22 protein-coding genes and 1 pseudogene are annotated in these 18,838 nt (G+C 50.2%); 7 read left to right on the plus strand and 16 right to left on the minus strand.

Annotated features, from left to right (window positions below; genetic code table 11):
• Positions 1-3 precede the first annotated feature (3 nt).
• Genes rplN through IPF95_01010 form a run of 15 tightly spaced genes read right to left on the minus strand, consistent with a single transcriptional unit; the run spans position 4 to position 8,609 of the window.
• The gene (gene rplN / locus IPF95_00940; protein MBK6473262.1) at positions 4-372 is read right to left on the minus strand and encodes a 50S ribosomal protein L14; all 369 of its coding nucleotides are present in this window, start codon (positions 370-372) and stop codon (positions 4-6) included.
• A gap of 15 nt (positions 373-387) precedes the next feature.
• The gene (gene rpsQ, locus IPF95_00945) at positions 388-672 is read right to left on the minus strand and encodes a 30S ribosomal protein S17 (protein MBK6473263.1); all 285 of its coding nucleotides are present in this window, start codon (positions 670-672) and stop codon (positions 388-390) included.
• On the minus strand, positions 669-881 hold the full coding sequence (rpmC, locus tag IPF95_00950; protein MBK6473264.1) for a 50S ribosomal protein L29: 213 nt from the start codon (positions 879-881) through the stop codon (positions 669-671). The genes rpsQ and rpmC overlap by 4 nt, the downstream gene beginning before the upstream one ends.
• Positions 882-888: 7 nt before the next feature.
• Positions 889-1,311, minus strand: coding sequence for a 50S ribosomal protein L16 (rplP, locus tag IPF95_00955; protein ID MBK6473265.1), 423 nt, complete (start codon positions 1,309-1,311; stop codon positions 889-891).
• A gap of 5 nt (positions 1,312-1,316) precedes the next feature.
• Complete coding sequence (rpsC, locus tag IPF95_00960) at positions 1,317-2,132, minus strand: 30S ribosomal protein S3 (protein ID MBK6473266.1); 816 nt, start codon at positions 2,130-2,132, stop codon at positions 1,317-1,319.
• An 18-nt stretch (positions 2,133-2,150) separates the two neighbouring features.
• Positions 2,151-2,552, minus strand: coding sequence for a 50S ribosomal protein L22 (gene rplV, locus IPF95_00965; GenBank protein ID MBK6473267.1), 402 nt, complete (start codon positions 2,550-2,552; stop codon positions 2,151-2,153).
• Positions 2,553-2,558: 6 nt separating this feature from the next.
• Positions 2,559-2,828: a 30S ribosomal protein S19 gene (rpsS, locus tag IPF95_00970; GenBank protein ID MBK6473268.1), complete on the minus strand. Its 270-nt coding sequence runs from the start codon at positions 2,826-2,828 to the stop codon at positions 2,559-2,561.
• A gap of 13 nt (positions 2,829-2,841) precedes the next feature.
• Complete coding sequence (gene rplB / locus IPF95_00975) at positions 2,842-3,669, minus strand: 50S ribosomal protein L2 (GenBank protein MBK6473269.1); 828 nt, start codon at positions 3,667-3,669, stop codon at positions 2,842-2,844.
• A 3-nt stretch (positions 3,670-3,672) separates the two neighbouring features.
• Positions 3,673-3,966, minus strand: a complete 294-nt coding sequence (rplW, locus tag IPF95_00980; protein MBK6473270.1) for a 50S ribosomal protein L23 — start codon at positions 3,964-3,966, stop codon at positions 3,673-3,675.
• Positions 3,967-3,970: 4 nt separating this feature from the next.
• Positions 3,971-4,600 (minus strand): 50S ribosomal protein L4, encoded by a 630-nt coding sequence (gene rplD, locus IPF95_00985; protein MBK6473271.1) that lies wholly within the window; start codon positions 4,598-4,600, stop codon positions 3,971-3,973.
• 1 nt (position 4,601) lies between these two features.
• Positions 4,602-5,219 carry a 50S ribosomal protein L3 gene (gene rplC / locus IPF95_00990; GenBank protein ID MBK6473272.1) on the minus strand — a complete coding sequence of 206 codons (618 nt, stop codon included), beginning with the start codon at positions 5,217-5,219 and terminating at the stop codon, positions 4,602-4,604.
• Positions 5,220-5,264: 45 nt separating this feature from the next.
• Positions 5,265-5,570, minus strand: coding sequence for a 30S ribosomal protein S10 (rpsJ, locus tag IPF95_00995; GenBank protein ID MBK6473273.1), 306 nt, complete (start codon positions 5,568-5,570; stop codon positions 5,265-5,267).
• Between the two features lie 21 nt (positions 5,571-5,591).
• A complete protein-coding gene (gene fusA / locus IPF95_01000) occupies positions 5,592-7,700 on the minus strand; it encodes an elongation factor G (GenBank protein MBK6473274.1) in 2,109 nt (702 codons plus the stop codon).
• 23 nt (positions 7,701-7,723) lie between these two features.
• A complete protein-coding gene (gene rpsG / locus IPF95_01005; protein MBK6473275.1) occupies positions 7,724-8,188 on the minus strand; it encodes a 30S ribosomal protein S7 in 465 nt (154 codons plus the stop codon).
• Positions 8,189-8,207: 19 nt separating this feature from the next.
• Positions 8,208-8,609, minus strand: coding sequence for a 30S ribosomal protein S12 (locus tag IPF95_01010; protein ID MBK6473276.1), 402 nt, complete (start codon positions 8,607-8,609; stop codon positions 8,208-8,210).
• A 348-nt stretch (positions 8,610-8,957) separates the two neighbouring features.
• On the opposite strand from IPF95_01010, the gene IPF95_01015 reads away from it, so the two are divergent.
• The 5 genes and pseudogenes from IPF95_01015 (at position 8,958) to IPF95_01035 (ending at position 15,271) form a co-directional block, all read left to right on the plus strand.
• On the plus strand, positions 8,958-9,917 hold the full coding sequence (locus tag IPF95_01015) for a Fic family protein (GenBank protein ID MBK6473277.1): 960 nt from the start codon (positions 8,958-8,960) through the stop codon (positions 9,915-9,917).
• 27 nt (positions 9,918-9,944) lie between these two features.
• Entirely contained in the window at positions 9,945-11,219 is a 1,275-nt protein-coding gene (locus IPF95_01020; GenBank protein ID MBK6473278.1) for a cyanophycinase, read from the plus strand.
• Positions 11,220-11,346: 127 nt separating this feature from the next.
• Positions 11,347-13,771, plus strand: a pseudogene (locus IPF95_01025) (UvrD-helicase domain-containing protein).
• 75 nt (positions 13,772-13,846) lie between these two features.
• Complete coding sequence (locus IPF95_01030) at positions 13,847-14,434, plus strand: hypothetical protein (protein ID MBK6473279.1); 588 nt, start codon at positions 13,847-13,849, stop codon at positions 14,432-14,434.
• Between the two features lie 90 nt (positions 14,435-14,524).
• On the plus strand, positions 14,525-15,271 hold the full coding sequence (locus IPF95_01035; protein MBK6473280.1) for a DUF4290 domain-containing protein: 747 nt from the start codon (positions 14,525-14,527) through the stop codon (positions 15,269-15,271).
• A gap of 28 nt (positions 15,272-15,299) precedes the next feature.
• On the opposite strand, the gene IPF95_01040 is transcribed toward IPF95_01035, so the two are convergent.
• Entirely contained in the window at positions 15,300-16,562 is a 1,263-nt protein-coding gene (locus IPF95_01040) for a hypothetical protein (protein MBK6473281.1), read from the minus strand.
• 153 nt (positions 16,563-16,715) lie between these two features.
• On the opposite strand from IPF95_01040, the gene murA reads away from it, so the two are divergent.
• Positions 16,716-18,020, plus strand: coding sequence for a UDP-N-acetylglucosamine 1-carboxyvinyltransferase (murA, locus tag IPF95_01045; protein MBK6473282.1), 1,305 nt, complete (start codon positions 16,716-16,718; stop codon positions 18,018-18,020).
• Positions 18,021-18,115: 95 nt separating this feature from the next.
• Positions 18,116-18,688 (plus strand): redoxin domain-containing protein, encoded by a 573-nt coding sequence (locus IPF95_01050; protein MBK6473283.1) that lies wholly within the window; start codon positions 18,116-18,118, stop codon positions 18,686-18,688.
• The last annotated feature ends 150 nt before the right edge of the window (positions 18,689-18,838 follow it).

Below are 18,838 nucleotides of genomic sequence, written 5' to 3' on the forward strand. Positions count from 1 at the left end.
AAATCAAAGCACCTCAGGTGCCAAGGAGATGATCTTCATGAACTTCTTTTCGCGCAATTCCTTAGCCACTGGACCAAAGATGCGAGTGCCTTTCATTTCTCCGGCAGCGTCGAGGATAACCACGGCATTGTCATCAAAACGGATATAGCTACCGTCCTTACGACGGGTCTCCTTCTTGGTACGGACCACTACTGCTTTATGCACGGTTCCTTTTTTGGCACCAGCATTGGGCATTGCCTGCTTAATGCTAACAACAATAGTGTCACCGATGCGTGCATATCGACGCGCCGTTCCACCGAGTACACGGATGCAAAGCACTTCTTTGGCACCGCTGTTATCAGCCACGTTGAGTCTGGATTCCTGTTGGATCATCGCTGGGTCTCTTGTTTACTTGGCACGTTCGATAACTTCCACCAAACGCCAGCGCTTCGATTTGCTAACTGGACGGGTCTCCATGATGCGTACGGTGTCGCCGATATGGGCTTCATCCTTCTCATCGTGGGCCATGAATTTGCTGGAGAGCTTTACGAACTTTCCGTATTTCTTGTGCATAACGCGACGTTCGACCTTAACGGTTACGCTTTTGGTCATCTTATCGCTGGTGACGATACCAACGCGCTCTTTGCGTAGGTTACGGTCAACCGCTGCGGTTGCTGTTTCAGGGGTACTCATTTGGATGCTGTATTAGCGAGTTCGCGTTTGCGTAGTTCAGTGAGGATACGTGCCACTTCTTTGCGTTCGGCGCGCATCTGCATCGGATTCTCGATCGGGCTCACTGTATGGCTGAAGCGAAGCTTCGTCAACGAAGAGCGTGTCTCTTGGAGCTTATCGGTAAGTTCCACGACCGTAAGGTCCTTGTATTCGTGTCCTTTCTGTTTCATTGCTCGCTTAGTTGCCGTCGTAATCGTCACGGGTCACGAACTTAGTCGGGATAGGCAACTTCTGGGCTGCCAATCGCAGTGCTTCTTTCGCTGTGGCCAATGGTACACCGTCGATCTCAAAGATGATACGACCTGCGTGGCAAACCGCTACCCAATGATCCAACGATCCTTTACCCTTACCCATACGCACCTCTGCAGGCTTGCTGGTAACCGGTTTGTCCGGGAATACTTTGATCCACACCTGACCTTCACGTTTCATATAACGTGTTAGTGCAACACGGGCGCTTTCTATCTGGCGTCCAGTGAGCCATACGCTCTCCATCCCCTTCAGACCAAATGACCCTAGGGCCACGCGGTGTCCGCGCTGTGCTTGGCCTTTCATTCGGCCCTTGTGCATATTGCGACGTCTGCTACGTTTCGGTTGTAACATGGCTTTTAGCTTTTACGGGTGTTTGGTCCACGCCCACCTCCTGCAGGGCCACGACGATCTCCTCCTCCTCTACGATCTCCTCCTGGCCCTCCTGGGCGACGGTCTCCTCCTGGACGACGGCCTGGACGATCTCCGCCCATGCGTGGTCCCGTTTGACCACCTTTTGCTTGACCTTGGTTAGGACTTAAGTCCTGTTTGCCATACACCTCTCCACGCATGATCCAGCATTTGATGCCGATCCTGCCCATTTTGGTATGAGCCTCAGTAATGGCGAAATCAATATCCGCACGCAGTGTGTGCAATGGAACACGACCATCACGGTACTTCTCCGTACGTGCGATCTCTGCACCGTTCAACCGACCGCTCACTTGCAATTTGATACCTTCGGCACCCATGCGCATGCTACTTGCAACGGCCATTTTCATAGCACGACGGAAGCTGATACGACCTTCGAGCTGGCGTGCGATGCTATCGGCCACCAAATGTGCATCCAATTCCGGACGTTTGATCTCGAATATATTGATCTGAACATCTTTACCCGTAAGCTTCTTCAGCTCCTCGCGCAACTTATCCACTTCCGTACCACCTTTACCGATGATCACGCCTGGACGTGCGGTGTTGATCGTAACGGTTACCAATTTCAAGGTGCGCTCGATCACGATCTTGCTTACACTGGCTTTCTTAAGTCGTGCGATCAAGTATTTGCGGATCTGCTCGTCCTCGACAAGCTTGTCCGCGTAATTCTTTCCGCCATACCAATTGCTGTCCCAGCCTTTAATAAAGCCAAGACGCTGTCCGGTCGGATGTGCTTTCTGTCCCATGTTCTCTTTTCTCGGCTCTTAGTTGGCGGTGGCTGCGTCCACGATCAAACTCACGTGGTTGCTACGTTTCTTCATTCTGTAGGCGCGGCCTTGTGGTGCAGGAAGCATGCGCTTCAAGCCACGGGCCTCATTCACTTGCACACTTTTCACGAACAGGTCCGCATCTTCCGCACGTGACCCTTCGTTCTTGGCTTGCCAGTTCGCAACTGCACTAAGCAGAAGCTTCTCCAGATCACGGCTGCTGTGGCGAGTGCTGAAACGAAGGATACCCAACGCTTTTTCAACCTTTTCACCACGGATAAGATCAGCCACCTGACGCATGCGACGAGGGCTTGTGGGCACGTTGCGCAGTTGTGCTAGAGCCACGGTCTTCATGGCTTCTTTGCGCGCATCGGCTGCTAATTTCTTTCTGGCTCCCATCTATCCTTAGTTCTTCTTGTTACCGGAGTGGCCTCGGTAGGTACGTGTTGGAGCGAACTCGCCCAACTTGTGGCCTACCATGTTCTCGGTCACGTAAACAGGAATGAATTTGTTCCCGTTGTGTACAGCAATCGTCAAACCCACGAAATCAGGGCTGATGGTGCTGGCACGTGACCAGGTCTTAATGACGTTCTTCTTGCCCGATGCTTGGGCATCACCTACACGCTTATCAAGCTTGTAGTGAATGAACGGTGGTTTCTTGAGTGAACGGCTCATGTTCTATTCTGCCTTATTTGGCGTTGATGCGTTCAATGATGAACTTGTTCGACGTATTTTTTGGACGGCGGGTCTTTTTGCCTTTCGCCAATAGACCTTTCCGGCTTCTAGGATGACCACCTGAAGCACGACCCTCACCACCACCCATCGGGTGATCGACCGGATTCATTGCTACTGGACGGGTGCGTGGACGACGACCCTGCCAACGTGTACGACCAGCTTTACCGCTTTTCTGTAACATGTGCTCGCCGTTGCCAACTGTACCTACAGTTGCCAAACAAGTTGTGAGTATCATGCGAACCTCGCCACTTGGCATCTTTAGTGTCGCGTATTTGCCCTCACGAGCGCTTAGCTGTGCAAAGGTGCCAGCACTACGTGCAATGGTACCCCCTTGTCCAGGCTTCAATTCGATGTTGTGTACAATAGTACCCAATGGTATCTCACCAAGAGGAAGGCAATTACCAACCTCAGGAGGGATACCGGTACCGCTCAACAATTCCTGTCCGACCTTCAACCCGTTCGGCGCAAGGATGTAGCGCTTCTCACCATCGGCATAGAACAACAATGCGATACGTGCACTGCGGTTCGGATCGTACTCGATCGTCTTCACCAGTGCCGGAATACCGTGCTTGTTGCGCTTCATATCGATCTCGCGATAGCGCTGTTTATGACCACCGCCGATGTAGCGCATGGTCATTTTACCTTGATTGTTACGGCCACCACTTTTGTGGATACCGGTGGTCAATGATTTCTCTGGGACCCGCGTTGTAACACCTTCGAAATCGGTGATCACTTTATGACGAGTGCCGGGGGTGACCGGATTGAGTTTGCGTATGCCCATGACTTAGATGCTGCTATAGAGGTCGATGGTCTCCCCTGTTTGAACCGTCACGATCGCTTTCTTCCAGCTCTGCGTGCGGCCTTTGAGGATCAGGCTCTTGGTGTAACGGGTGCGGTCCTTTCCGGCGCAGATCATGGTACGTACACCCGTCACCGTGACGTTGTACTCCTTCTCTACAGCCTGTTTGATCTGCACTTTATTGCTGGTCTTAGCGACCACGAAACCATAACGGTTCTCGTTCTCGCCTTGCGCCGTCATCTTTTCAGTGACGATAGGTCGTATGATGATCTGGCTCATTTTCTTACTTGGTGAGCGTTGCTTCCAACAGTCCGATCGCGTCCTTCACGATCAACAATCCGCTGGCGTTCATAATATCGTAGGTATTCAACTCGCTCGCCACTACTACGCGCGTGCGCTGGATGTTGCGTGCACTAAGAACGATGTTGTCGTCCTTCGTAGGAACCACCAAAACGCTCTTGCGACCATTGAGTTCGAATGCTTTCAAGAAAGCCAAGTATTCACTTGTCTTTGGAGCAGACATGGACATCGCATCAACGACGCGGATCGCACCGTCCTTGGCCTTGTGTGTTAGGGCACTGCGACGAGCCAGGTCCTTTACCTTCTTGTTCAACTTGAAGTGGTAGTCGCGCGGCTTAGGGCCGAATACACGAGCACCTCCTTTGAAGAGTGGACTCTTGATGGAACCCTTACGGGATCCACCCGTACTTTTTTGGCGGTGCAGTTTCTTCGTACTACCGCTCATTTCGCTTTTCTCCAATGTCTTGGCCGTGCCTTGACGTTTGTTTGCCAAGTGCTGCTTCACGTCCAACCAAATGGCATGGTCGTTCGGCTCTATCGCGAATACCGCGTCGTTCAGCTTGGCTTTCTTGCCGGTGGACTTACCGTCCTTGGTGTGTATATCAAGTTCCATCTTACTTCCAGATGATCACTAAGCCGCCTTTAGCACCAGGAACGGTACCTTTCAACAGCAGAAGATTCTTTTCCTTATCAATTTTGATCACACGAAGGTTCTCCGTGGTAACCTTGTTACCTCCCATACGGCCTGCCATACGCATGCCTTTGAATACACGGCTAGGATACGATGAGCCACCCAATGAACCAGGAGCACGGCTACGGTCATGTTGACCGTGCGTAGCTTCACCTACACCACTGAAACCATGGCGCTTTACAACACCTTGGAAACCTTTTCCCTTGCTGCTTGCGGTCACGGTAACAAAACCACCCTCAAAGAATAGATCAACACCTACGCTATCTCCCAACTTCATATCCCGAGGGAATTCCTTGAACTCGTGAGTCTTCTTTTTTGGGGTAGTGCCTGCTTTCTTGAAGTGGCCCATAGCAGCAGCGGTGGTATTTTTTTCGCGCGCCTCACCATATGCAAGCTGAACAGCATCGTAGCCATCCTTCTCCATGGTCTTCACGTGACTAACCACATTGGGTGTAGCCTCGATCACGGTACACGCTACCATCGACCCGTCCGCGTCGAACAGGCTGGTCATGCCGATCTTTTTTCCGATCAATCCGCTCATTGTTCTTCTTTCTTAGTGCGTTGTTAGAAGCTTATCCAGTTTCTATCAGACCTTGATCTCCACATCCACGCCACTGGGGAGTTCCAGTTTCATGAGGGCATCGATCGTTTTTGAGGACGAGCTATAGATGTCCATCATGCGCTTGTAACTGCATAATTGGAACTGCTCACGTGCTGTCTTATTCACGTGTGGTGAGCGGAGCACTGTAAAAATGCGCTTGTGCGTAGGTAGTGGAATTGGTCCACTAACCACTGCGCCAGTGGTCTTTACCGTCTTAACGATCTTCTCGGCGCTCTTGTCGACGAGGTTGTGATCGTAAGATCGCAGTTTGATCCGGATCTTCTGGGTCATAGCGTTCGGGTCAATTTGTTATTAGGCTGAAACTTTACCACGTACTTTGGCCAAAACGGCTTCAGTTACGTTATTCGGTGCTGGGTCGTAATGGCTGAACTCCATGGTGCTACTTGCACGGCCGCTGGACATGGTCCGTAGGCTGGTCACGTAACCGAACATTTCGCTCAGTGGCACTGTACCCTTAATTGCTTTTGCTCCGGAACGGTCTTCCATTCCTTGGATGGTACCGCGGCGACGGTTAAGGTCACCAACAATATCACCCATATTCTCTTCTGGTGTTATCACTTCGATCTTCATGATCGGCTCCATCAATACCGGCTTGCAACGTGGCACTGCGGTTCGGAAGGCACTTTTCGCACAGATCTCAAAGCTCAATGCATCAGAATCCACATTGTGGAACGATCCGTCGTACAAGGTCACCTTCATGGATTCCATTGGATAACCAGCAAGCACGCCGTTCTTCAACGATGCCTCGAAGCCTTTCTGAACTGGTCCTACGAATTCCTTTGGAATGGATCCACCTTTGATCGCGTCAACGAACTCCAGACCGGGCTTTTCCGGGTCGGTCTGTGGCTCAATACGCACGTGTATATCAGCAAACTTACCGCGACCACCAGTCTGCTTCTTGTACAGCTCACGGTGTTCGATCGTACCAGTGATGGCCTCTTTGTATTTCACCTGCGGCGCACCTTGGTTGCACTCTACCTTGAATTCGCGCTTCATGCGATCCACAAGGATCTCCAAGTGCAATTCGCCCATTCCGCTGATCACGGTCTGGCCAGTATCCTCGTCGGTGTGAACTTTGAATGTTGGATCCTCCTCGGCCAATTTGCCCAAAGCAGTTCCCATCTTATCCAAGTCCGCTTGGGTCTTTGGTTCAATGGCAATTCCAATTACCGGCTCTGGGAAGCTCATGCTCTCCAGAATGATCGGGTGCGCCTCCGCACAAAGTGTATCTCCGGTTCGGATATCTTTGAAACCAACGGCTGCTCCAATATCTCCTGCTTCAATACGCTCCACAGGATTCTGCTTGTTGGAGTGCATCTGGAAAATACGACTGATGCGTTCTTTCTTATCACTCCGCGTATTCAGTACATAACTTCCAGCATCCAGGTATCCGCTATAGGCGCGGAAGAATGCCAGACGACCTACGAAGGGGTCAGTTGCGATCTTGAATGCCAATGCAGAGAACGGCTCATCCGGATCCGGGTGACGCTCGATCTCTGCATCCGTGCGCGGGTCAATGCCGATCACGGACTCAATGTCCATAGGGCTTGGCAAATAAGCCATGACCGCATCAAGCATGGTCTGTACCCCTTTATTCTTGAAAGCGCTACCACAAAGGATAGGCGTAATGCTCATGTTAATAGCGCTGATGCGGATCGCATTCATGATCTCAGCCTCAGTAAGGCTATCTGGATCATTGAAATACTTCTCCATTAAGGTATCGTCGCTTTCTGCAACGGCTTCAATCAACTTAGCGCGCCACTCTTTTACTGTATCCACCAGATCATCAGGAATAGGCACTTCGGTCCAGGTCATGCCTTGATCCGCTTCATTCCAGACCATTCCACGGTTGTTGATCAGGTCAACTACACCTAAGAAATCTGCTTCAGCTCCAATTGGCACTTGCAGTGGAACAGGGTTTGCACCTAAGCGCTCGCGGATCTGGGTAACCACATTGAAGAAGTCAGCACCGCTGCGATCCATCTTGTTGACAAAACCGATGCGCGGAACCTTATACTTATTTGCTTGACGCCAAACAGTCTCACTCTGTGGCTCTACTCCCCCAACAGCGCAGAACAATGCAACGGCACCGTCCAATACACGTAAGCTACGCTCCACCTCAACGGTGAAATCCACGTGACCTGGCGTATCGATCAAATTGATCTTGTACTTGTCACCACGGTAATCCCAGCTGGTTGTGGTAGCGGCAGAAGTGATCGTGATACCACGCTCCTGCTCCTGAGCCATCCAATCCATAGTGGCTGCACCATCATGTACTTCACCGATCTTGTGAACAAGACCCGTGTAATACAGGATGCGCTCGGAAGTTGTGGTCTTCCCGGCATCGATGTGCGCCATGATGCCGATGTTGCGCGTGAATTTGAGGTCCCTTTTGGCCATTTTCTCTTACTCTACAGTCGTTATCAGAAGCGGAAGTGGCTGAACGCTTTGTTCGCTTCGGCCATTTTATGGATCTCTTCCTTCTTCTTGAATGCCGCACCTTCTTCTTTCGAAGCCGCCAAGATCTCATTCGCGAGTTTCATTGGCATGCTGCGCTCATTACGGTTGCGGGCGTACCCGATCAACCATTTCATTGCTAAGCTTTTCTTGCGGTCTTCGCGAACCGCTTGCGGGATCTGGAAGTTAGCACCACCAACACGGCGGCTTCTAACTTCCACTTGAGGAGTAACATTGACAATGGCTTTGCGAAATATCTCCAAGCCATCTTCGCCGCTCTTCTCCGTAACAATATCGATCGCGGCGTAGAAGATGTCCAAGGACTTGCTCTTCTTGCCGTCGTACATCAAATTGTTCACGAACCGGGTTACCTGCACGTCTCCGAACTTCGGGTCAGGCAAGGTGTTGTGTTTGATCGTCTTTTTACGCATAGCTGCTTACTCGTGACGGTTACTTCTTCTTTGCTGGGGCGGCTGCACCGGCTTTCGGGCGCTTCGTGCCGTATTTGCTGCGACGCTGGTTACGCCCTTCTACACCTGATGTATCTAGTACACCACGGACGATATGGTACTTCACACCCGGTAGGTCCTTTACACGACCCCCGCGAACGAGTACAATACTGTGTTCTTGTAGGTTATGACCTTCACCACCGATATAGGCGATGACCTCGTAACCATTAACAAGGCGCACCTTAGCTACCTTCCGAAGCGCTGAATTCGGCTTCTTAGGTGTAGTGGTGTAAACCTTGGTACATACGCCACGACGTTGAGGGCAAGAAGTCAATGCGATCGACTTGCTTTTGGTCTTTGGCGTTTGGCGACCCTTTCGGATGAGCTGTTGGATAGTTGGCATGAGCTCCTTTTCGTCTTGACTTTCAGGTGTTTTCGCTCTACAGTGGGCGAATTCGGGCTGCAAATGTAACTGAATTGGCTTTTCCACGGATCGGTGTTGATGGAAAATTTACTGTATTGTTCCGGGTTCTGGATCAAAAACAACCCGGACCAGCTATTTTTTTTTGCCATAAATCCTTGTTATTGTAGGATCTCATCGGCTCTGATCAAACCCGTACCAGATCGACAAACCACCTTCGATTTCTTTCTTCTGAGCCCGCATTTCGTATTTCGCATTACCTTTGCTAGTATCATTTGATACTAATTTATGGATATTGGCAGTGTCACCTACTACTCGATCAGTCCCAGAATGCTGAATCTGTTGGCGACGATCCATCAGCGTTTGGGCGAAGTGCATGCGCGGCACTTGCATCAGCCGCATCCCGGACTTGAAAAGGCATACCATATCAGCAGTGTTCACAGCACACTTGCGTTGGAAGGAAGCTCCTTGGATGCATTGCCGGTTGCGGAACTGGTGGACTACCCCGCTTCAGCAAAGGCCGGATCGGCAGACCTTGAGGCGGTCAATACCCACCGTGCCTATGAACTGTTACCCGAACTTGACCCATTCGTGCCCCAGGACCTGCGGCAAGCGCACAGCGTACTAATGCATGGTCTGGCAATTGATGCTGGCCATTTCCGAACTGGAGCAATGGATGTGCTTTATGGTGAACCAGAACCGTTACGGATCGCAAGTGCGCATGACATTCCCGTTAATGTTCAGGAACTGCTTCGCAATACGGAGGAGGATGATTTTCCTTCGTTGATCACCAGTTGTGTGCTGCACTTTGGACTGGTATATCTGCGTCCATTCACAGCTGGGAATGGGCGACTTGCGCGACTTTGGCAGAAGCGGATGTTGATGCAGCATTGGCCGGTTTTTGGCTATTTACCGATCGAAGCATTCATACTAAATGCCCAACCCGCTTACTACGCCGCAATGGAATACGCCGATCGAAGAGGCGATTGTGGAGAGTTCATTGTCTACCTATTGGAACGAATCGATGAAGCTTTGGCGGAACTGTTGCTAAAACCGGACCCCGTACGTGGCCCAATGGACCGCATCGAGATCTTTCTTTTGAATGGCCCGCTGAGAGGCAGTACAGAAAGAACGTTCCGTCGCTCGGATTACTTGAACTTTTTTCCTGAACTAAGCACTGCAACGGCCAGTAGGGACCTACAGGAATCCGTAGCGACCGATCGGATCCTCATCGAAGGAACAAGAAGAACCGCCGTTTATAGAGCAAATAAGATATCGACTATTCCGTGATATCGATCCCGTAGCGAACTTTGACGCATGAAGTTCTCAATTCTATTTGTTCTTTTAGTAACACATGGGTTATCCGCCCAAACTAACTATACCAGCTACTTCACCGGGAATACCGCCGACGTAGTAACACAACCGACGGGTGGCATCTGCATGATGGGTGGTGCGACAGAAGATGATAATGCAATGATCTGGTTCCTTCAGCGAGCAATTGGTGGTGACGTACTTGTATTGCGGGCCAGTGGTAGCGATGGATACAACGATTATTTGTATGCAGATCTTGGTGTTCCGGTGAATTCAGTGGAAACCATTGTTTTCTCTGATGCTTCTGCAAGCTCAGAACCCTACGTGCAAGAACGGATCAGACAAGCGGAGGCCATTTGGTTCGCAGGAGGTGATCAATGGGACTATATCTCATATTGGCAGAACACACCTATTGATAGTCTGATCAATATTGCCTTGGACCAACGTAACATCGTTATTGGTGGCACAAGCGCGGGCATGGCCATTCTTGGTGGACATCGTTTTACCGCACAGAATGGCACGGTCACCTCCGCTGCAGCTTTGAGTAACCCTTATAGTGATGATATACAGATCGGCTCTAATGCATTTTTGGATCTACCGATCTTGAGCAATGTGATAACAGACACCCATTACGATGACCCAGATCGTAAGGGCAGGCACTTTACGTTCTTGGCACGCATCCGTACAGACCAAGGTGTTGAAGCACGGGGAATAGCCTGTAACGAATACACGGCGGTCTGTGTGACAGATGACGGTATCGCGCACGTTTATGGTGGCTACCCTACATACCAGGAGTTCGCCTATTTTCTTCGGGTGGATTGTACCAACCCCTCACTGCCACAGCAATGTGAAGTTGGACTTCCACTCACATGGAACGATAACGGCACGGCCGTGAAAGTTTATAAAGCGCCGGGTGTATCCAGTGGCGCAACCACATTCGACCTTAATACTTGGCAAGCAGGTTCCGGTGGCTCTTGGGAAGATTGGACCGCGGTGAACGGTGCATTTAGCACCAATCCCACCGCACCGATCAATTGTACCGTAGGCTTATCGGAATTTGTGAGTGAGCACATCACCTTACACAACACCGATGCCGGTGTGGTCCTTAAAGGTATTGATGAACGATCACGCATTGAGTTGATCGATGTTTCTGGTCGAATGGTCCCCTTTACCTATCGCGTGCAAATGAATGAAACGCTTGTGGCCACGGATTCTGAAGGCCTGCTACTGGTAAGGGTACTCCATCATTCTCGATGGACAACCTGGAAGGTCGTACGGTAGATCGCACTGCGCGACAACCTACCAATAGGGCAATGGAATAGCACATTGGATACGGTCCGATCCTGAGCGATCGGTTGAGAACTCGTTCTGCCTCCCTCATCGTACGCTCTTACCTTTGCTACATTCCATGGATCATTTGAAAGGGCTGAACCCCGCCCAATTGGCGGCTGTAAATAATTCTGAAGGGCCCAATATGGTCATTGCCGGCGCGGGTAGCGGAAAGACCAAAGTGCTTACCGTCCGAATTGCACATCTACTTACAAAGGGTGTGGACCCCTTCCGCATACTTGCATTGACCTTTACGAACAAGGCCGCAAAGGAGATGAAAGCGCGTATTGGCGCATTGGTCGGTGATGGCTTAGCACGGAGTCTTTGGATGGGAACATTCCATAGTGTCTTCTCACGTGTACTGCGCGCAGAAGCCGAGAAGATCGGATACTCAAAGGACTTCACGATCTACGATACCGACGATAGCCGCAGTTTGATCCGCGCCATTGTAAAGGACATGAAGTTGGATGACAAGTTGTACAAAGCCAATCAGGTCCATAGTCGGATCAGCATGGCAAAGAACAATTTGATGGGACCGTTGGACTACATGAACAACGGCGAATTGATGGCAAGTGATGCAGCACACATGCGACCATTACTAGGTGAGATCTATAAGACATACGTGGATAGATGCTTCCGTGCGAGTGCTATGGATTTCGATGACCTGCTGTTCAACACGGCTAAGCTTTTCCGCGACCACCCGGATGTCATGCTGAAGTACCAAAGCCGGTTCAACTACATCTTGGTGGATGAATATCAAGACACGAACCTTGTCCAGTACAACATTGTACGAACCTTGGCCGCACGGCACGAGAACCTGACCGTGGTGGGTGATGATAGCCAAAGCATTTACGCTTTCCGCGGAGCGAACATTCAGAACATTCTCAATTTTCGGAGTGATTATGCGGACCATAAGCTGTTCAAGCTGGAACAGAATTACCGGAGTACAAAAACCATTGTGGGAGCCGCGAACAGCTTGATCGAGAAGAACAAGGAACAGATCGAAAAGACGATCTGGACCGATAATCTACAAGGTGAAAAGATCAAAGTTCACCGATCGTTGAGTGATAATGAAGAAGGTCAGTTCGTGGCACACACGATCTTCGAGACAAAGATGCAGCATCAGGTCCCGAACAAAGGCTTTGCGATCCTGTACCGCACCAATGCGCAAAGCAGGAGCATGGAAGAGGCGTTGCGGAAACTGAATGTTCCGTATCGCATCTATGGTGGCCTAAGTTTTTACCAACGGAAAGAGATTAAGGACCTGGTCGCATATTTCCGGTTGGTGTGCAACCCGCGTGATGAAGAAGCACTGAAACGCGTGATCAACTACCCAACACGCGGCATCGGACAGACCACAATGGACCGCCTGATGGTGACGGCCAATGAACTTGAGATACCGATCTGGGACCTGATCCTTGATCATCCGGATAAGGTTCAGGCACATGGAGGTACCAGAAAAGCGCTTGGTGACTTTGTGACATTGATCCAGAGTTTCCAGACCATGATGGACACGCACAATGCCCATTCGCTTGGAGAATACATTGCGCAAAAAAGCGGATTATTGAAAGACCTGTTCACCGATAAAACGCCCGAAGGAGTGAGTAGGTATGAAAATATACAAGAGCTCCTCAGCGGTATGCGTTCCTTCAGTGAAGGACCTGTGGAAGAAGGTGAAGCAGACACTGGATCAGAGCACCGAACTTAAAACATTGAGCGACTTCTTGATCGATGTGGCATTGCTTACCGATGCTGACAACACAGACCCGAACGATAATGATCGCGTTAGTCTAATGACGATCCATGCTGCAAAAGGACTTGAGTTCCCTTATGTACACATCGTTGGGTTGGAAGAGGATCTATTCCCGAACCTTATGGCTGTTCAGACACGTGCCGATCTGGAAGAAGAAAGACGCTTGTTCTATGTGGCTTTAACACGTGCGGAAAAACAGGCCACCCTGAGCTATGCGATGAGCCGTTTCAAATGGGGAAACTTCACAAGCAGCGAACCGAGTCGCTTCATTGAAGAGATAGACCCTGAATTCTTGGAAATGCCGGTGCAGAACGAGCGCGGTGCATTCTCCGGTGGCAGTTATGCAAGACCATCCGGTAATTCATGGGCACGTGGTGGCAGGCCATTCGGTAAGGATGCGGAAGATCAGGACTCCAAACCTATTTATGGAAGAGAACGCAAGGCTCCTCCGGTTAAACCGACGAGATCGTCCCAGGTCGAGCGTGCTTCGGTGAACGCATCGGCGCCTGCACCTGGAAAGTTGAAACGCATGTCTGCTTCAGGTAAAGTGTTGGAAGCGACAAAAACACTTGGTGAGGCCGTACCGGACCTAAAAGAAGGTATGACCGTCGAGCATGAGCGATTCGGGAAAGGTAAAGTGCTGAAGATCGAAGGAATTCCACCCGACGTGAAGGCCACCATCTTCTTTCCTACCTCAGGTCAGAAAAACCTGCTTTTGCGCTTCGCCAAGCTCAAGGTATTATTGAGTTAGACCTTGGACCAGTTTCTCTTGAGCACTGAAAGGCAGAACTGCAACGCGGCTTCTGCCGTATAGCATTGTCTGGACATGTCGGTCGCAAAGAGCACGAAACAACGTTGGTTGCAGGAATTGATCTACTGTTGCTTATGGCCAATAGTAGCCAGCCTTGCGCCCGCTCCACCTTTGGCTACCTATGAGTTTGGCTTCAGCCTGAACCCAACCTCGAACGATGAACTTTATACACTTTGGATCTATAAAGTGTACGAAGACCGCGTGATCGATAGCCATCCTGTTACACTTGAAACATTCATGGTGGAAGCGCGTGGAATTCAGCAGAGCCGGGCAAATCCGGCTGAAGTAGATCTTTTCGGAACACATGGCATACCCTTGAGCGATACGCCAGATGGAAAACGACAGGCGCATGTAGATCTCTTCTGCCCTTCGCTCGACCTGTTGCCAAATTTGCGCTATGGCCCGGCAGCAGATCAGACCCTTGGAACCGGCTGGGCACAAGAACCTTACGCACCCTCACTGAGACAGCAGATCATTTTGCAGGCCTATCGATCGCCGTACCATGATCATTGGCATGGACCGTATTTCGGCACCCAAGCATTTCTTTTGCTCCACGATATTCTTGATCCCGATTGGGTCAGGACATACAATGAAGGTGGATAAGCGTGTTCATGGCTAAGCATGTTTTGATCATACAGCTATACGATATCCACTAGTTTCTTAGCTTTGGACCTTCCAACGACAAGGAACACCTTGCACATTCAGCAACGCCATGTTCCACTAAGCACCATCCAAGGTGCACAGCCAATTATGATCAGTACTCCCTTCGATTACAACACGCAACGTGCACGTTTGATCATTCCTGAATATGGCCGCCATGTGCAACGCATGGTTGAACATTGCATGGAGATCGATGAACGCGACAAAAGAACGTACTGCGCCAAGTCCATTATTCAAGTGATCGCTCGACTCAATCCACAATTGCGGAACAGCGACAATTTTGAACGCACGTTATGGGACCACCTCTACGTCATGAGCGAGTTCAAGCTGGATGTGGATGGGCCCTTTCCGAAGCCTACCGCTGAAGAATTGGAAAGCAAGCCAAAGCGTGTGGAATATCCCCAGACCAAGATCCAGTTCGGCCACTACGGCAAAATGGTGGAACGCATGGTCGAACAATGCGCCGCTATGGAGGAAGGTGAAACGCGCGCAGCGTACACGGAACTGATCGCCAACCACATGAAGAAGCAATTCCTCACGTACAACCGAGATACGGTTCCCGACCTGGTTATTCTGAAGGACCTGAACGAGTTGAGCAAAGGAAAATTGAAGTTGAAGAAGGACGTGCAATTGACCGCTACTGCGGATATCATCCGGGGCCAACAGAATGGTCCGAAGAATGAAGTGGAGACCACGCGCAAGCGGCAATTCAACAGGAATAAAGGAAATAGTTCCGGAGCTGGTAAAAAGCGGAACCGTAATCGTAAGAAGCGCTATTAGAATTCAACTTTCATCCAGTAGCTACAACTCAAAGATCGGAAGCATGGTCAGCGTTCAAACGCATCGACCAGCCTGGAGGATTGAGCGGCACGACCCGTTCGGAACCAGTTCCTATCTGTGCAGCTTCATGCTTCCAATTGAGGTCATCGAATTGCTTTCTGCCTAAAAAGGCACCTGTCTGTATACCCATCCAACCGATCGCTATACACCAGAACAATACTGTTCGCGGAACATGCTGAATGGGTAAGCACAATGCCGCCCATACCACGAATAGCGCTGGAAGATAAAAATTGCGCATCCCCACATAGATGGGAGAAAGCGAACAGAGATCATCCCTGTAGCTGATCAACGTTATACCAAAGAAAACACCGGACATGATCAAAAGGATGAGTCCGAAGGCGTCTTCATTCTTGCGGAGCTGCATGAACAACCAGCGTAGCCCAACAAGCGCGATCGCACTCAGCATGAGCTGTAGAACAAAAGGTACCGAGGCCACGTGAATACAAATGATCGGATAAAACAGCTGATAGAACAATACTTGCAAGGCACCGAAGAACATGGAACCTCCGGCGTTGGATCCATCCCGATCAATTGAACCGTGATCGACCAATGCAACCGCTATGATCAAAGCGAAGAGACCTACGGTTGCCAACGTGATCACATTCGCCTTCGTTAAAATACCATTCCGCCATTTAGCGTAAGACCATAAGGCCAACACAGGAGACCAGATCAACGCGAAGGGACCCGTGGTGCATATGAAGCAAAGAATGACCACATCCAGAGCAGTGCTCCATTTGCCCGAAGAAGGCCTACCAAGAACGATGAGCGGGATCATCAGTGAAGCAAGCCATTGCACATTGGTCAAGTTCATAAGGATCTCATGGCCGACAGGCAAATACACGGTTGCGAGGATCGCGAAACAGCGCTGTACGAATGATGTCGGCATACGCTTGTAGATGTAGAACCAGACCAGCACATACACGCCAATGGTTCCGATCACGAAGAGGGTCGGCATCCAGAAGACCGGAATACCAGCACTCAAGCCAAGCAACGCAAGCAGCCTGGGATACACATGAAAATAACCATTCGCTCGGTAGAACAGACTTGCCCAACCCTCGTTGAACGCATCGGCAAAGAACAACTTACCATCCTCGGCATAGAATTGTGGAAAATAGAATGCATCCGTCCTGCGGAACAGGAGCATTACGGTACACGCCAAACACACCAGTACTACCGTTCGTAACTGATTGCGCTCTATCCAAGCTAACAACTGCTGTGCGATCTCCCGCATATTTACTTCCTGTTCATTGGCCGGTACAATTGTACGGTAACACGATCTTCATCCATCCCAAGTCATTCCAGCGGCAGGTCTTTCACCTCCTTATGTTGATAGTGTGACCGATCGGAGCAAGTTCGGTAGCGGCATTCGCAGTTGCTTCGCAGCATGGGAAGTTTCAAGATCATTGGCGGTAAGCGGTTGAAAGGTGAAGTCATTCCGCAAGGAGCGAAGAACGAAGCATTGCAGATCCTATGCGCTGTACTGCTTACCAAAGAGCCGGTAACCATACACAACATACCGGACATCGTTGATGTGAACAAACTGATCGACCTGCTTGGCTTCATGGGTGTGCAAGTGGAGAAGTTAGGAGAAGGGAGCTACAAATTCATCGCGGATAACGTGGATGTCGAGTTCTTCCTGAAACCGCAGTTCAAAACTTTGGGCGGAGGCCTTCGTGGAAGTGTTATGGTCGTTGGACCAACACTTGCTCGTTTCGGTAAAGGATACATCCCAACACCTGGCGGTGATAAGATCGGTCGCCGCAGATTGGATACACACTTCATCGGATTCGAAAAACTGGGGGCCGATATTTCCTATGACAAAAAGGAAGGGTTCTTCAAAGCGGAAGCGAAACGGTTGAAGGGTACATACATGTTGTTGGACGAATCCAGCGTTACCGGAACTGCGAATATTGTAATGGCGGCCGTACTTGCTGAAGGGCGAACGACGATCTTCAATGCAGCTTGTGAACCCTACTTGCAACAGCTTTGTGACATGTTGGTGCGCATGGGTGCCAAGATCTCCGGTATCGGTAGTAACCTACTGCATATCGATGGCGTTGATGAACTCGGTGGAACGGAACATCGCATGTTACCGGATATGATCGAGATCGGATCATTCATCGGATTGGCGGCCATGACACGCAGTTCGATCACGATCAAGGACGTGCAATTCGAAAAGCTCGGAGTGATACCTGATATTTTCCGCAGACTTGGAATTACAGTGGTACAACAGGGTGATGATATCCATGTACCAGCCCAAGAACATTATACGATCACCAAATTCCTTGATGGCAGCAACCTAACGGTGAGTGATGCTCCTTGGCCCGGATTCACACCAGACCTTTTAAGTATCGTACTTGTTACGGCCATCCAAGCTAAAGGCAGTGTTCTCGTTCATCAAAAAATGTTCGAGAGCCGGTTGTTCTTCGTGGACAAATTGATCGAGATGGGTGCCCAGATCACACTCTGCGACCCACACCGCGCTTTGGTGATCGGAAATGATTTCCAGAGTCCGTTGCGAGCCATTCGCATGACCAGCCCGGATATCCGCGCAGGTGTTGCGCTACTGATCGCAGCGCTGAGTGCCGAAGGAACCAGTACCATCGATAATATTGAACAGATCGATCGCGGTTACCAGAATATCGAGGCTAGACTTAAAGCGCTTGGTGCACAAATTGAGCGCGTTTGAGATCGTAAGAAACAGTGGAAGGGTCTTGGTCAAGGTTCCAACTCGGCACGTTATTCGCTTTGGTCTGAACCAAGCTCACCAATTACATTTGCGCCATGGAATTCCGCACTATCATGTCCAAAACACGCATTATTACCATTGCCGCAGTTGTTCTGCTCGGCATTTATGGATTCGCTAACCGTATCGATCGCCCAGAAGATGGCAAGGAGAAAATTGGCACCAGCATCGGTGATAAAGCTCCCGAACTAGCCTTCATGAATGCGGATAGCACGAAGGAATTGAAGCTTTCTGATCTCAATGGTAAGTATGTGCTCATTGATTTCTGGGCCAGCTGGTGCGGCCCCTGTCGCAAGGAGAACCCGAACGTAGTTGCAGCCTATGATAAATACACTAAAGCCAAATTCAAGGATGCCAAAGGTTTTGAGATCTATAGCGTAAGCCTTGACCGTAGCCGAGATGCTTGGAAAAAGGCCATTGAACAGGACAACCTGAAGTGGAAATGGCATGTTAGCGACCTCGGCTTCTGGCAGTCAAAAGGAGCACAGCTGTATGGTGTTAACTCCATTCCCATGAGTTTCCTGATCGACCCGAACGGTGTTATCATCGCTAAGAATCTACGTGGCATGCAATTGCATCAGGAATTAGATAAGCACGTGAAGAGCTTGTAACTGTCACCGAGCTGAACGTACAAAGGCCTTGGCGAAAGTCAGGGCCTTTTCTTTTGGGATCCACTTCCGGATCAAAGTGCTAAGGATCCATTACCAGGGTGTTCATAGATCTTTGTCGAAATTAACAAAGGGGATATTGCAGGGTAGTTG

The organism is Flavobacteriales bacterium, assembly GCA_016704485.1.
Taxonomy (GTDB): Bacteria; Bacteroidota; Bacteroidia; order Flavobacteriales_F; family PHOS-HE28; genus PHOS-HE28.

Excerpts from the sequence above, each read along its gene's own strand:
- IPF95_01010 (MBK6473276.1), bottom strand. The coding sequence starts at position 8,609 with ATGCCAACTATCCAACAGCTCATCCGAAAGGGTCGCCAAACGCCAAAG.
- rplB (MBK6473269.1), bottom strand. The coding sequence starts at position 3,669 with ATGGGCATACGCAAACTCAATCCGGTCACCCCCGGCACTCGTCATAAA.
- IPF95_01020 (MBK6473278.1), top strand. The coding sequence starts at position 9,945 with ATGAAGTTCTCAATTCTATTTGTTCTTTTAGTAACACATGGGTTATCC.
- IPF95_01030 (MBK6473279.1), top strand. The coding sequence starts at position 13,847 with ATGTCGGTCGCAAAGAGCACGAAACAACGTTGGTTGCAGGAATTGATC.
- rpsQ (MBK6473263.1), bottom strand. The coding sequence starts at position 672 with ATGAGTACCCCTGAAACAGCAACCGCAGCGGTTGACCGTAACCTACGC.
- rplP (MBK6473265.1), bottom strand. The coding sequence starts at position 1,311 with ATGTTACAACCGAAACGTAGCAGACGTCGCAATATGCACAAGGGCCGA.
- rplW (MBK6473270.1), bottom strand. The coding sequence starts at position 3,966 with ATGAGCCAGATCATCATACGACCTATCGTCACTGAAAAGATGACGGCG.
- rplV (MBK6473267.1), bottom strand. The coding sequence starts at position 2,552 with ATGGGAGCCAGAAAGAAATTAGCAGCCGATGCGCGCAAAGAAGCCATG.
- IPF95_01015 (MBK6473277.1), top strand. The coding sequence starts at position 8,958 with ATGCTGAATCTGTTGGCGACGATCCATCAGCGTTTGGGCGAAGTGCAT.
- rpsG (MBK6473275.1), bottom strand. The coding sequence starts at position 8,188 with ATGCGTAAAAAGACGATCAAACACAACACCTTGCCTGACCCGAAGTTC.
- rpsC (MBK6473266.1), bottom strand. The coding sequence starts at position 2,132 with ATGGGACAGAAAGCACATCCGACCGGACAGCGTCTTGGCTTTATTAAA.
- rpmC (MBK6473264.1), bottom strand. The coding sequence starts at position 881 with ATGAAACAGAAAGGACACGAATACAAGGACCTTACGGTCGTGGAACTT.
- fusA (MBK6473274.1), bottom strand. The coding sequence starts at position 7,700 with ATGGCCAAAAGGGACCTCAAATTCACGCGCAACATCGGCATCATGGCG.
- murA (MBK6473282.1), top strand. The coding sequence starts at position 16,716 with ATGGGAAGTTTCAAGATCATTGGCGGTAAGCGGTTGAAAGGTGAAGTC.
- IPF95_01050 (MBK6473283.1), top strand. The coding sequence starts at position 18,116 with ATGGAATTCCGCACTATCATGTCCAAAACACGCATTATTACCATTGCC.
- rplN (MBK6473262.1), bottom strand. The coding sequence starts at position 372 with ATGATCCAACAGGAATCCAGACTCAACGTGGCTGATAACAGCGGTGCC.
- rplC (MBK6473272.1), bottom strand. The coding sequence starts at position 5,219 with ATGAGCGGATTGATCGGAAAAAAGATCGGCATGACCAGCCTGTTCGAC.
- rplD (MBK6473271.1), bottom strand. The coding sequence starts at position 4,600 with ATGGAACTTGATATACACACCAAGGACGGTAAGTCCACCGGCAAGAAA.
- rpsS (MBK6473268.1), bottom strand. The coding sequence starts at position 2,828 with ATGAGCCGTTCACTCAAGAAACCACCGTTCATTCACTACAAGCTTGAT.
- IPF95_01040 (MBK6473281.1), bottom strand. The coding sequence starts at position 16,562 with ATGCGGGAGATCGCACAGCAGTTGTTAGCTTGGATAGAGCGCAATCAG.
- rpsJ (MBK6473273.1), bottom strand. The coding sequence starts at position 5,570 with ATGACCCAGAAGATCCGGATCAAACTGCGATCTTACGATCACAACCTC.